Below are 12,826 nucleotides of genomic sequence, written 5' to 3' on the forward strand. Positions count from 1 at the left end.
CTTCGAATGGATACGATATTCGCCTTGGCCAGCGCGCAAGGCAAAGCCGGTGTGGCGGTCATCCGCCTCTCTGGTCCTGACGCGCATCGTGCGGCGGCTGGGATGAGCGGCCGCGTCCTTCCGGCGCGTGGGATGTCTTTGCGGACTTTGCGGGATGCTGACGGGGCTCGTCTCGATGATGGGTTGGTGTTGACTTTCAAGGCTCCCGCCAGCTTCACCGGTGAAGATGTGGCTGAGCTGCAGATTCACGGAAGTACGGCCTCGGTCAATGCCGTCATGCGCTGCTTGTCGGACACGAACGGTCTGCGCCTTGCCGAACCCGGAGAGTTCACCCGCCGAGCGTTGGAAAACGGCAAGATGGATTTGGCCCAGGTCGAAGGCCTTGCCGATTTGATCGACGCCGAGACGGAAGCCCAACGCAAACAGGCGCAAACGATTCTCGCTGGTGAGTTGGGAAACCTGGCCGAGCGATGGAGGAGGGACCTGATCCGCGCTGCCTCTCTGTTGGAGGCAGTGATCGACTTTGCTGATGAAGAGGTTCCAACCGACGTTACCCCTGAGGTGCGCGACCTGATCTCGGGCGTTATGGCTGATTTGAAGCGCGAAGCAGATGGCGTTCAGATCGCGGAACGCATCAGAACCGGCTTTGAAGTTGCAATCGTCGGCCTTCCCAACGCGGGCAAGTCCACCTTGCTGAATGCTCTGGCAGGTCGAGATGCCGCGATAACATCAGAATATGCCGGGACAACGCGTGATGTCATCGAGGTTCGTATGGATCTGGCAGGACTCCCAGTGACACTACTGGACACTGCCGGGCTGCGTGATACGGACGACCACGTTGAAAGCCTTGGTATCGCATTGGCTAAGAAACGCGCTGAATCTGCTGATTTGCGTGTTTTTCTTTCTGACGACCCGTTGAATCTTGGTGTTGATATTCAGCCAGATGATATTCAGGTGGCACCGAAAGCGGACCTTCGAAACTCAGAAGACGGTGGGGTTTCCGGGAAAACGGGTCAGGGGATTGATCAACTTATCTTCAACATATCGCGTGTACTAAGTGATCGTACCACTAGTCATGGTATTGCGACACGAGAACGTCATCGTACTGCTTTGATTAAAGCTTTGGAAGCTCTGACTGCGGCAATGTCGGTTCTGGAATCGGGTCCAGACCTGTATGATATAGCAGCAGAAGAGATGCGCACTGCGATCCGTGCACTTGAATCTTTGGTGGGCAGAATAGGCGTTGAGGATCTGTTAGATGAAATATTCTCGAGCTTCTGTTTGGGAAAATAGGGAGTGTTTCACGTGAAACATTCAGACTTCGATGTAGTCGTCATTGGCGCGGGGCACGCGGGCACCGAGGCTGCGCATGCTGCAGCCCGAATGGGTGTTTCGACAGCATTGGTCACGCTATCTGCCGCAGATATCGGTGTAATGTCCTGTAATCCTGCAATCGGAGGATTGGGTAAAGGCCACTTGGTTCGCGAGATAGATGCTTTGGACGGCGTCATGGGACGTGTTGCAGACCAAGCAGGGATCCAGTTCCGGCTGCTAAACCGCCGAAAAGGGCCAGCGGTTCAAGGCCCAAGGACGCAAGCGGACAGGGCGCTTTACCGAGCAGCGATGCAAAAGGAAACGGATAGGCAAGAAAACCTATCTGTTATTGTTGGCGAAGTCGTAGACTTTCTGATGAATCAGGATCGAGTAGCCGGCGTTAGGTTGGGCGACGGGTCAGAAATCTCGGCAAAGTCAGTCATTCTTACATCAGGTACGTTCCTTCGAGGTGTGATTCACATCGGAGATGTCTCACGACCCGGAGGTCGCATGGGAGATCGCCCTTCCGTCAAATTGGCGGAGCGCTTGGACTCGCATGACCTTCCGACTGGACGTTTGAAAACGGGAACCCCACCGAGGCTGAATGGGCGCACAATAGACTGGTCAGGGTTGGAACGTCAGGACGGCGACGACGAACCAACCTTGTTTTCCTTCCTGTCGACGTCGGTTGTTGCGCCTCAGATTTCGTGTGGGATTACGCATACGAACGCTCGGACACATGAAATTATTGAAAAAAACCTAAGCAAGTCAGCAATGTATGGCGGCCACATAGATGGAGTCGGCCCAAGATATTGCCCTTCAATCGAAGACAAGATTGTTCGGTTTGCAGAGAAAGATTCGCATCAGATCTTCCTTGAGCCCGAAGGGGTGAATGATCACACTATATACCCCAACGGTATTTCAACGTCTCTGCCGCAGGATGTGCAGCTGCAATATGTTCGTTCGATCAAAGGTCTGGAGAATGCTGATATTCTGCAACCCGGTTATGCCATCGAGTACGACTATGTAGACCCCCGTGTCTTATCAGCTTCTTTGGCCTTGCCCGAGATTCCAGGCCTATATCTAGCGGGTCAGATAAACGGAACCACAGGATATGAGGAGGCTGCCGCCCAGGGTATGGTTGCTGGCCTCAATGCGGCTTTGGCTGTTCAGGGTCGGGAACCGATCCATTTCACCCGCGCCGATAGCTATATCGGTGTTATGATAGATGATCTTACCACCCGTGGCGTTGCAGAACCGTATCGGATGTTCACCTCTCGTGCAGAGTTCAGATTGTCACTTCGAGCAGATAATGCAGATCAGCGTTTGACGCCTATTGGATTGCAGTTGGGTTGCGTTGGAAGCAGGCGCCGACACGCTTTCACAAAAAAGATGGATCAATTGAGCGACGCGAAATCTCTTCTGAGCGATAGAACCTATACGCCAAAAGAGGTTTTGGCCGCCGGTATCAATGTCAATCAGGATGGGAATAGGCGTGATGGAATGGCGATTTTGGCTTTTCCGGATGTGGCTTTTGAGGACCTGCTCCCCTTGATACCCGAACTGGACACGGTGACGCCAGAAATCCGGCTTCAGGTCGCTAGGGATGCGTTATACGCAAACTACATCGCACGGCAGCAGCGGGATGTCGAAGCGATGAAGAGGGACGAAGCCTATCAGATTCCCAGGGATTTCGACTATTTTGCTTTGGATGGGCTTTCATCTGAAATGAAGCAAAAGCTGTCTCAGGCAAAACCCGGAAATATTGCTCAGGCCAGTAGGGTAGAAGGTGTTACACCCGCGGCCTTGACCTTGGTTTTGGCAAAACTTCGGCGTGATCAAAAAGTTAAACAAGCATGAAGCCTGAATTTTCCAAGTTTGATGTTTCACGTGAAACATTCGACCGGCTGGATACGTATGTAGAGCTGGTGAAACGCTGGAATGCCAAGATCAACTTGGTTTCAAGAAACAGTCTGGAGGATATCTGGGATCGACATATTCTGGATTCCGTCCAGGTATTCCGATGTGCAACCACCGCAAACACATGGGTTGATATCGGAGCCGGAGGCGGATTTCCGGGGATGGTGTGTGCGATTATGGCACTGGAAGAGTCGCCAAACACCCGTTTCCAATTCGTCGAAAGTGATCAGAGAAAATCAGCATTCCTGAGGAACGTTGCACGTGAATGTGGGGTGACGTGTCAGGTTATTTCAAAACGAATCGAATCCGTTGATCCACTTGAAGCTGATATTCTATCGGCCCGTGCTTTGGCAGATCTGCGCACATTATTGTCCTTTTGTGACAGGCATTTAAGCGAGAACGGTACTGCTTTGTTGCCGAAAGGCGCGAACTGGAAAAAAGAACTGTCAGAGGCTCAGGAAGAATGGAAATTCGATGTTGAGCCGATTACAAGTTTAACAGAGCCCCAAGCCGTAATCCTTAAAATCAAAGGAGTATCTCGTGGTTGATCTTTCTCGTCCTTCAGGGCCCCGGATAATTGCGGTTGCCAATCAGAAGGGCGGAGTTGGGAAAACTACGACGGCGATAAATCTGGCTGCGGGTTTGGCCGAAGCTGGCTGCCGGGTTCTGGTTGTTGATCTCGATCCGCAGGGCAACGCGTCGACTGGATTGGGTGTCGAAGACCGAGATTGGACCACTTATGATCTTATTTTGGACGACGCACCGCTAGAGGCGGTCATACAAGAGACAGAGATAGGTGGTCTTTTCGTCATTCCGGCCACTGTCGATCTGAGTTCGGCGGATATCGAACTCATTTCAAACGAAAAACGCAGCTACTTATTGCATGACGCGTTGCGACAAACCTCAATAGATGGATTCGAGCTGGATTTCGTCTTGATTGACTGCCCACCGTCCTTGAACCTGCTGACGGTGAACGCGATGGTAGCCTCGCATTCGGTTCTCGTTCCATTGCAGAGTGAATTCTTTGCTCTGGAGGGTTTATCTCAATTGATGCTGACGATCCGAGAGGTTCGCCAAACTGCGAATCCAGATCTGAGAATCGAAGGTATTGTGTTGACTATGTATGATAACCGCAACAACTTGTCCCGTCAGGTCGAGAAAGACGCACGTGACAATTTGGGTGAGATGGTTTTTAAGACCAAGATACCCAGAAATGTGCGGGTCAGTGAGGCACCGTCTTACGCGTTGCCAGTTTTGCAATATGACTCGGGCTCGCTTGGGGCGATGGCATATCGTCATCTGGCCCGCGAAGTCATGCACAAGAACAACAAAGTCGCCGCTTAAGCGACAATGAGGAGGGCGACATGAGCGCCAAAAAAGCGAAACCCAGGGGTCTTGGCCGCGGTCTTTCGGCCCTTATGGCGGATGTCACGCAGGAAACCGATGGGCGCTCACCGGCCGAGCCGCGCCGGCCGGACATGACGGTTCCCATCGAAAAGCTGAAGGCGAACCCGAACCAGCCTCGCCGGACATTCCAGCCTGAGCAGTTGGACGAGTTGGCGTCCTCGGTCAAGGAAAAGGGAATCATTCAGCCGTTGATCGTGCGGTCGATCGGTGCTGGAGAGTATGAAATCGTCGCGGGGGAACGTCGTTGGCGCGCTGCGCAAATGGCGCAACTGCATGATATTCCAGTTATTATTCGTGACTTTGATGATACCGAAGTTCTGGAAGTCGCGATTATCGAGAATATCCAACGGGCGGACCTCAATTCCGTCGAAGAAGCGGCTGGTTACAAGCAGCTCATGGATCGTTTCGGCCACACGCAGGAGAAACTGGCCGAGGCTTTGGGTAAAAGTCGCAGCCATATCGCTAACCTCTTGCGGCTTTTATCTCTACCGATGGATGTGCAAGCCCTTGTGATCGAAGGGAAATTGTCCGCGGGCCATGCACGAGCTTTGATCACAGCCGAGAATCCATCCGAGCTGGCCAAGCAGGTCGTGAAAGAGGGGCTTTCGGTGCGAGCCACAGAAGCCCTGGTGAAAAAGCAACAGCAGGATACAGGAGATCGGCCCGCACCGAGGACACGGGATCTGAACGCAGGTAAAGATGCAGATACCCGCGCGTTGGAGAAAGACCTCTCAGCCATCTTGGCGATGAAGGTTTCGATCAATCACAAGGCCGGGACAGAATCGGGCCAAGTTGTATTGACCTATGAAAACCTGGATCAGTTGGACGATCTTTGCGCTAAGCTCAGCCGTTAGGGCGGGTCCAGATAAAGATCATGACGCCGCTCAGAACCACGGCCTGAATAATCAGGACGTAGGACGGTAAAGACAGCAGAACCGAGATGCCAAATACGGCGGCGACCGACACGGTGGCCGCCTTTTTTGCGCTCGGGCGGATCGCACCGGAGCTTTGCCAATCGATAATCATCGGACCAAACACCTGATGTGTTAGAAGCCAATTGTGAAGCCGGGACGATGAGCGGGCAAAGAAAAACGCCGCCAGCAGCAGAAAGGGAACGGTTGGGAGTAGGGGCAAAACCACTCCGACCATGGCAAGCGCGACGCAGAGCAAACCAAGACCGGCCCAAAGGTACTGCATCGGTTACTCCAACAACTCGCGGATGACTGCATTCAGAACGGCACGCCCGTCTTTGGTTGCCTTCAGATGCGTGTCTGACAGCTCTACCATGCCAAGGTCGGTGAGAGATTCGAGCTTGCCTTTGGGGAGAGGATAACCGGAGAGAGTGCTAAACCTCTCCATATCTAGACCTTCAGTTAATCGCAAACACATCATAAGGTATTCAGCTGCCTGTTCCAGCGGAAAAACCTCGGTTCGATCACTTTCTCCGGATCCGTTTGAAACCGCATTTAGCCAGGTATTTGGCGACAAATGAGTCTCCGTCGCGAATTTACGTCCGTTCAAAGTGACACGGCCATGCGCGCCGGGTCCGATGCCAACATAGTCGCCGTAGCGCCAATAGATCTGGTTGTGCTGAGACTCGGACCCGGGGCGGGCATGGTTGGAGACTTCATAGGCTGGCAGTCCGTGCGCCTCGCAGATCTCTTGCGTGGCCAGATACATATCGGCGGCGCGGTCATCCTCGGGCAAACCGCGTAATTTACCGACCGCATAGCGATCCCCAAAGGCGGTGCCTTCTTCGATGGTCAGTTGATAGAGCGACAGGTGATCGACAGCCATCGACAGGGCCTCGATCAACTCGGCTTGCCAAGATTCAAGGGTTTGATGTTGGCGCGCGTAGATCAGGTCAAAACTGACGCGGTCGAAACAGGCGCGGGCGATGTCGAAAGCGGCGCGTGCTTCGGCGACCGTATGGATGCGACCCAAGCGTCGAAGGTCTTCATCGTTCAGTGCCTGCAAACCCATCGATAACCGATTGACGCCCGCGTCACGATAGGCGGCAAAGCGCCCGGCCTCGACCGAGCCGGGGTTGGCCTCGAGCGATATTTCCATGTCGTTGGCGGGCCGCCAGAGGCTGCGGGCTTCGTCAATGACGGCAACAACGGTGTCGGGGTTCATCAGTGACGGGGTGCCACCGCCAAAGAAGATCGTATTGAGAACCCTGTCGGGCGTTTCACCGGCTGATCGGCGCAGTTCGGCTAGATAAGCATCAAGCCATTGTTTTTGATCAATACTTTTAGAAACATGGCTGTTGAAATCGCAATAGGGACACTTGGCCTCGCAAAAGGGCCAATGCACATACAGGCCAAAGCCCCCATTGCGCCAATCATCCGCCAAAGCAGCCCTTCACGAACATCTCCACCGCGCGGCCGCGATGGCTGATCTTGTTCTTTTCCCAACGATCCATCTCGGCAAAGGTAATGTCGTGACCTTCGGGGACAAACATAGGGTCATACCCGAAGCCGTCCTTACCTCGGATTGGCCAGACGAGATGACCGGGTGCGATGCCTTCGAACACTTCGTCATGACCGTCGGGCCAGGCCAGAACCAGCGTGCAGCGAAATTGCGCGGTGCGCGGATGCGCTGCGTTCTTGGCCTCCAGTTCGTCATGTGCACGGGTCATGGCCATCATGAAATCGCGGCCATTGTCGGTTTCGGCCCAATCGGCCGTATAGACGCCCGGCGCACCGTCCAGCGCGTCGATGGTGATCCCGGAATCGTCCGACAGGGCGGGCAGACCGGTGGCCTTGGCGGCAGCATGCGCTTTGATCCGGGCATTGCCGACAAAGGTATCTTCAGTCTCGTCCGGTTCGGGCAGGTTCATTTCTGCCGCGCCAACCACGGTCACGCCAAAGGGGTTGAGGAGATGCGCCATCTCCTCAAGCTTGCCTTTGTTGTGTGTGGCGACCAGTAGCCTGTCGCCGTCGAACTTGCGGGTCATGCTGTGGCGGCCTTTTGGGCGGCTGCCAGCTCACCCACACCTTTTTCGGCCAGATCCATCAGTTGATCCATCTGCGCGCGGCTGAAGACCGAGCCTTCGGCGCTCATCTGTACTTCGATTAGTTTGCCCGAGCCGGTCATGATGAAGTTGCCATCCACGCCCGCCTCGCTGTCTTCGGGGTAGTCGAGGTCCAGAACCGGCTGACCCGCGTAGATGCCGCAAGAAACGGCTGCAACAGGGTCTACCAAGGGGTCTGAGATCACGTCACCCGCTTTCATCAACTTGTTCACGGCCAGCCGCAGCGCGACCCAGCCGCCGGTGATCGAAGCGCAGCGGGTGCCGCCATCCGCCTGGATGACATCGCAATCGACGGTGATCTGGCGCTCACCCAATGCAACCCGGTCGACGCCGGCGCGCAGGGCGCGGCCGATCAGGCGCTGGATTTCTACGGTACGACCGCCTTGCTTGCCCGAGGCTGCCTCACGCCGCATCCGGGTGTTGGTTGCGCGGGGCAGCATGCCGTATTCGGCAGTGACCCAACCAAGGCCCGAACCCTTGATGAAGGGCGGCACGCGATCCTCAATCGTGGCAGTACACAGCACGTGGGTGTCGCCCATCTTGATCAGGCAAGACCCTTCGGCATGTTTGGTGAAGCCTGTCTCGATTGAAACGGCGCGCATTTCGTTTAGATCACGTCCTGAGGGTCGCATGGGAATTCCTTTGTTTGCTGGGTTGGGGATAACGTCCTGCGGCATTACGATGCAACCCCGATTGACCTTTCATTTACCTGCGATTTAATGGCAGTCCAGCAGGGGACCGAGAATGAGCGAAGCCAGCAGAATTCTGTCAGAGATGAACGACCGGTCGCGTGAGGTGTTTCGGCTGATCGTCGAAAGCTATCTGGAAAGCGGTGAGCCGGTGGGAAGCCGCACCTTGACGCGGACTCTCTCAGAAAAAGTCAGCGCAGCGACCGTGCGCAATGTGATGCAGGATCTTGAGTTTCTGGGTCTGCTCGACAGCCCTCATGTGTCTGCAGGACGAATTCCGACGCAGCAGGGGCTAAGGATGTTCGTGGACGGTTTGCTTGAGATTGGAGATCTGGGCGCCGATGATCGGCAGAAACTGGATGAGACTTTAGGCTCTAACGCGGGTGATGTAGGCGGAATGCTGGATCGCGTGGGCTCGGCCTTGTCACACGTGACACATGGCGCATCACTGGTTTTGACGCCAAAACACGAGGCCGAGATCAAGCATATCGAGTTTGTCTCATTGGCGCATGATCGGGCGCTGGTGGTTCTAGTTTTCTCGGATGGGCATGTCGAAAATCGGCTGTTCACGCCGCCACCGGGTCAGACGCCCAGTTCGATGCGAGAGGCCGCGAATTTCCTGAATGCGCTGATCGAGGGGCGAACGCTCAGCGAAGTGCGCCGTCAGATGCTGTCGCAGATTGATGCCCGCAAACAAGAGATCGACATTCTGGCCCGAGAGATGGTGGAAAGCGGGATTGCGGCCTGGGACGGGGATGGAAGCGACTCGGCCCGTCTGATCGTGCGTGGTCGGGCGAATCTTCTTGCAGATTCGGGTGAGGCTGAGGAGTTGGACCGCATTCGCACCTTGTTCGATGATCTGGAACGCAAGCGCGACATTGCCGAATTCCTTGAATTGACCGAGGAAGGCGAGGGTGTACGCATTTTTATTGGCTCCGAGAACAAACTTTTCTCACTTTCGGGTTCCTCTTTGGTGGTGTCTCCTTATATGAACGCTGATCGTAAGATAATTGGTGCGGTTGGGGTCATCGGGCCCACACGTTTGAATTATGGACGGATCGTACCGATCGTGGATTATACGGCGCAACTGGTCGGCAAGCTGATATCCGACCGGAGCTAGAGGGTAAGAGATGGCAGAGCCCAAGAACGAAGAATTTCTGGACGACATCATGGCGGCTGAAGCGGAAGAACTGGCCGAAGAGTTCGCTGAGATCAGCGACGAGGCGCTGGAACTGGATGAACTGCGCGCCGAGCGGGATGACTACAAAGACAAGTTCATGCGCGCTTTGGCTGATGCAGAGAACGCGCGCAAGCGTGGCGACAAGGCCCGCCGGGACGCGGAACAATATGGTGGGTCGAAGCTGGCCCGCGACATGCTGCCGGTTTATGACAACATGAAACGCGCGCTTGAGGCCGCGACCGATGAGCAGAAAGAGGTTGCCGCCGGTCTACTGGAAGGTGTCGAGCTGACCATGCGCGCACTTAAGGACGTATTCCAGAAGCACGGGATCGAAGTGATCACGCCTGAGGTTGGGGATCGGTTCGATCCGAATGTGCATGAGGCGATGTTTGAAGCGCCAGTACCGGGAACGCGCGCTGGGGACATTATTCAGGTGTCTGCTGAAGGGTTTATGTTGCATGATCGCTTGCTGCGCCCGGCGCAGGTTGGGGTGTCGTCGACACCTGCGAGCTGATTGGCCTCTGCGAGGCCAAGCCTTCGGCGAGAGTATTTTTGAAAAGATGAAGGGGCGGTCAGGATTTGGCCGCCTCTTTCAGTTTGTAGATCAGGTCTAGTGCTTCGCGGGGGGTCAGCTCGTCTGGCAGGATGTCGTTTAGCATGTCTGCGACCGGTGATGTTTTGGGGGCTGGCGGAGGCGGTGGCGCGGCTGAGAACAAGGGCAGGTCGTCGATTAGGGTTTTTTGTTTACCGCCCTCACGCTCGGTTTTTTCCAGTTGATCCAATACGATGCGGGCACGTTCGACGACTGAGGCGGGCAGACCCGCCAGCTGGGCGACTTGTACGCCATAGGACCGGTCGGCGGCGCCTTTGTGGACCTCGTGCAGGAAGATGACCTCACCTTCCCATTCCTTCACGGCGACGGTGGCGTTTTCGACGCCTTTAAGCTTTCCAGCAAGCGCGGTGAGTTCGTGGTAATGCGTGGCAAACAAGGCGCGGCATTGGTTGGCGGCGTGCAGGTGCTCTAATGTGGCCCAGGCGATGGAGAGGCCGTCATAGGTGGCGGTGCCGCGACCGATTTCATCCAGAATGACCAGGGCGCGGTCGTCGGCCTGGTTCAGAATGGCGGCAGTTTCGACCATTTCGACCATGAAGGTCGAGCGACCTCGGGCCAGATCGTCAGAGGCTCCGACGCGGCTGAAAAGCTGGCTGATAAGGCCGATATGGGCCTGTTCCGCAGGGACGTAGCTGCCCATTTGGGCCAGTAGGGCGATCAGAGCGTTCTGGCGGAGGAAGGTTGATTTACCGGCCATGTTGGGACCGGTCAACAACCAAATGGCGGCTCCGTCTTCGGCACTGAGATCGCAGTCATTTGCGACGAATGCGTCGCCGCTTTGCTGGCGCAGCGCGTGTTCGACCACCGGGTGACGTCCGCCCTGAACCTCAAAGGCGCGCGAGGTGTCGACCTGTGGGCGACACCAATTCTCACCGCGCGCAAGATCGGCCAGCGCGGTGGTTAGATCCAGCTCGGCCAGTCCTCTGGCGGCTTGGTTGAGGCGGGCGGCGAGGGCCAAAATTTCGTCAGAAAGCCTTTTATAAAGCCTCTTTTCAATCTCAAGCGCCAAGTTTCCAGCATTCAAGATACGGCTTTCGATTTCCGAGAGTTCGACGGTGGTAAACCGCACCTGGTTGGCGGTGGTTTGACGATGGATATAGGTCTCGGAGAATGGCGGGTTCAGCATCTTCTCGGCATGGGTGGCCGTGGTTTCGATGAAATAGCCCAGCACGTTGTTGTGCTTGATCTTCAGCGAGGTGATGCCGGTGTGTTCCGCATATTTCTGCTGAAACCCGGCGATGACGGATCGTCCTTCGTCGCGCAGGGTGCGTGCTTCGTCCAGTTCGGGGTCAAAGCTGGGGGCGATGAAACCTCCGTCGCGGGCCAGCAGGGGCGGTTCGGCCACCAAAGCCTCATCCAGCAGGTTCAGGAGGTCGTCGAAGCCAACAAGGTTTTGCAAGGCAGTTGCCAGCAGGACCGGAAGATTCTGCCCTTCGCAAATGCCTGCAATTGCAGCGGCTTGGGTCAGGCCGTTGCGGATGGCGGCCAGATCGCGAGGCCCGCCACGTTCAAGCGACAGGCGAGACAGGGCGCGGTCCAGATCGGGGGTTTTGCGCAGGGCCTCGCGCAGGTCCGAGGCGATCAGGCTGTCTTCGGCGGTAAAGCCGACCGCGTCGAGACGGGCATGGATCACATCCAAATTGCGGGACGGGCTTGAGAGGCGCTGTTCCAGCAACCGTGCCCCGCCCGGCGTGACTGTGCGGTCAACAACCGACAACAACGATCCGGCGCGACCGCCCGACAGGGATCGGGTCAACTCCAGATTACGCCGCGTGGCGGCGTCGATCTGCACCACGCGGTCTTCGGATTCCTTCAAGGGTGTTTGCAGCAGGGGCAGTTTGCCCTTCTGCGTGATCTCAAGATAGTCGATCAGGGCACCCATGGCCGACACTTCGGCCCGTCCAAAGGAGCCGAACGCCTCCAGCGCGCCCACGTGAAACAGCCCGCAGATGCGTTTTTCCGCCGCGGTACTGTCGAAACTGGCCCGTCCAACAGGCGTCAGCGAGATTCCCAGATCGCGGACGGTTTCGTTTAGCGATTGCTCCATCCCATCGGCAACGATCAACTCGGATGGCGCCAAACGTGCCAACTCTGGGCTGAGGCGCACGGAGGTCAAAGGCATCACGTGAAACGCCCCGGTCGAGATATCGGCCCAGGCGAGTGCGGCCTCATCACGGACCTCGGCATATGTGGCCAGAAAGTTGTGGCGGCGGGCTTCCAGCAGGGCGTCTTCGGTCAGCGTGCCGGGCGTTACCAGACGCACGACATCGCGCCTTACCACCGATTTAGAGCCTCTTTTCTTCGCTTCAGCTGGGCTTTCCATCTGTTCGCAGACGGCCACGCGAAACCCTTTGCGGATGAGGGTCAGCAAATAGCCCTCGGCCGCATGCACCGGAACACCACACATCGGGATATCGTTACCATTGTGTTTGCCGCGCTTGGTCAGGGCGATGTCCAGCGCTTCGGCGGCGTTGACGGCGTCCTCAAAAAACATCTCGTAGAAATCGCCCATGCGGTAGAACAGCAGGGCGTCGGCATGGGCCTCTTTGATCTCGAGATACTGCGCCATCATCGGCGTGACTGTGGACAAAAGCGGCCCCCTTCTGGCGTGTTCCGGACGTGACCTTACAAATCCCCCATCTTCTGTAAAAGCCGAAAACTCATTC

The 12,826-nt window shown here is 56.2% G+C and carries 12 protein-coding genes; 7 read left to right on the top strand and 5 right to left on the bottom strand.

The annotated features are described in order from the left end of the window. Positions 1-6: 6 nt before the first annotated feature. From mnmE to ACR0NO_RS17620, 5 genes are read left to right on the top strand one after another with little or no spacing between them, the layout of a single operon-like run. The gene (mnmE, locus tag ACR0NO_RS17600) at positions 7-1,293 is read left to right on the top strand and encodes a tRNA uridine-5-carboxymethylaminomethyl(34) synthesis GTPase MnmE (protein ID WP_480724902.1); all 1,287 of its coding nucleotides are present in this window, start codon (positions 7-9) and stop codon (positions 1,291-1,293) included. A 12-nt stretch (positions 1,294-1,305) separates the two neighbouring features. Continuing rightward, positions 1,306-3,174: a tRNA uridine-5-carboxymethylaminomethyl(34) synthesis enzyme MnmG gene (mnmG, locus tag ACR0NO_RS17605; RefSeq protein ID WP_480724903.1), complete on the top strand. Its 1,869-nt coding sequence runs from the start codon at positions 1,306-1,308 to the stop codon at positions 3,172-3,174. After that, positions 3,171-3,782, top strand: coding sequence for a 16S rRNA (guanine(527)-N(7))-methyltransferase RsmG (rsmG, locus tag ACR0NO_RS17610; protein WP_480724904.1), 612 nt, complete (start codon positions 3,171-3,173; stop codon positions 3,780-3,782). Before mnmG ends, rsmG begins: the two co-directional genes overlap by 4 nt. Further along, on the top strand, positions 3,775-4,578 hold the full coding sequence (locus ACR0NO_RS17615; RefSeq protein WP_170380205.1) for a ParA family protein: 804 nt from the start codon (positions 3,775-3,777) through the stop codon (positions 4,576-4,578). Before rsmG ends, ACR0NO_RS17615 begins: the two co-directional genes overlap by 8 nt. Positions 4,579-4,598: 20 nt before the next feature. Continuing rightward, positions 4,599-5,495 (top strand): ParB/RepB/Spo0J family partition protein, encoded by an 897-nt coding sequence (locus ACR0NO_RS17620; protein WP_480724905.1) that lies wholly within the window; start codon positions 4,599-4,601, stop codon positions 5,493-5,495. Here the strand turns inward: ACR0NO_RS17620 and ACR0NO_RS17625 are convergent. From ACR0NO_RS17625 to rph, 4 genes are read right to left on the bottom strand one after another with little or no spacing between them, the layout of a single operon-like run. Continuing rightward, complete coding sequence (locus tag ACR0NO_RS17625) at positions 5,485-5,838, bottom strand: YbaN family protein (protein WP_170660972.1); 354 nt, start codon at positions 5,836-5,838, stop codon at positions 5,485-5,487. The genes ACR0NO_RS17620 and ACR0NO_RS17625 overlap by 11 nt on opposite strands. Before the next feature lie 3 nt (positions 5,839-5,841). After that, positions 5,842-6,996 (bottom strand): radical SAM family heme chaperone HemW, encoded by a 1,155-nt coding sequence (hemW, locus tag ACR0NO_RS17630; protein ID WP_480724906.1) that lies wholly within the window; start codon positions 6,994-6,996, stop codon positions 5,842-5,844. Beyond that, complete coding sequence (rdgB, locus tag ACR0NO_RS17635) at positions 6,986-7,600, bottom strand: RdgB/HAM1 family non-canonical purine NTP pyrophosphatase (RefSeq protein WP_475217086.1); 615 nt, start codon at positions 7,598-7,600, stop codon at positions 6,986-6,988. The genes hemW and rdgB overlap by 11 nt, the downstream gene beginning before the upstream one ends. After that, on the bottom strand, positions 7,597-8,310 hold the full coding sequence (rph, locus tag ACR0NO_RS17640) for a ribonuclease PH (protein WP_170412685.1): 714 nt from the start codon (positions 8,308-8,310) through the stop codon (positions 7,597-7,599). The genes rdgB and rph overlap by 4 nt, the downstream gene beginning before the upstream one ends. A 112-nt stretch (positions 8,311-8,422) precedes the next feature. On the opposite strand from rph, the gene hrcA reads away from it, so the two are divergent. Beyond that, entirely contained in the window at positions 8,423-9,487 is a 1,065-nt protein-coding gene (gene hrcA / locus ACR0NO_RS17645) for a heat-inducible transcriptional repressor HrcA (RefSeq protein WP_480724907.1), read from the top strand. Between the two features lie 10 nt (positions 9,488-9,497). Then, complete coding sequence (locus ACR0NO_RS17650; RefSeq protein WP_170470713.1) at positions 9,498-10,061, top strand: nucleotide exchange factor GrpE; 564 nt, start codon at positions 9,498-9,500, stop codon at positions 10,059-10,061. Between the two features lie 58 nt (positions 10,062-10,119). Here ACR0NO_RS17650 and mutS read toward each other — a convergent pair whose 3' ends face one another. Then, complete coding sequence (mutS, locus tag ACR0NO_RS17655; RefSeq protein WP_480724961.1) at positions 10,120-12,732, bottom strand: DNA mismatch repair protein MutS; 2,613 nt, start codon at positions 12,730-12,732, stop codon at positions 10,120-10,122. Positions 12,733-12,826: the final 94 nt, after the last annotated feature.

Source organism: Ruegeria sp. CL3 (genome assembly GCF_056536505.1).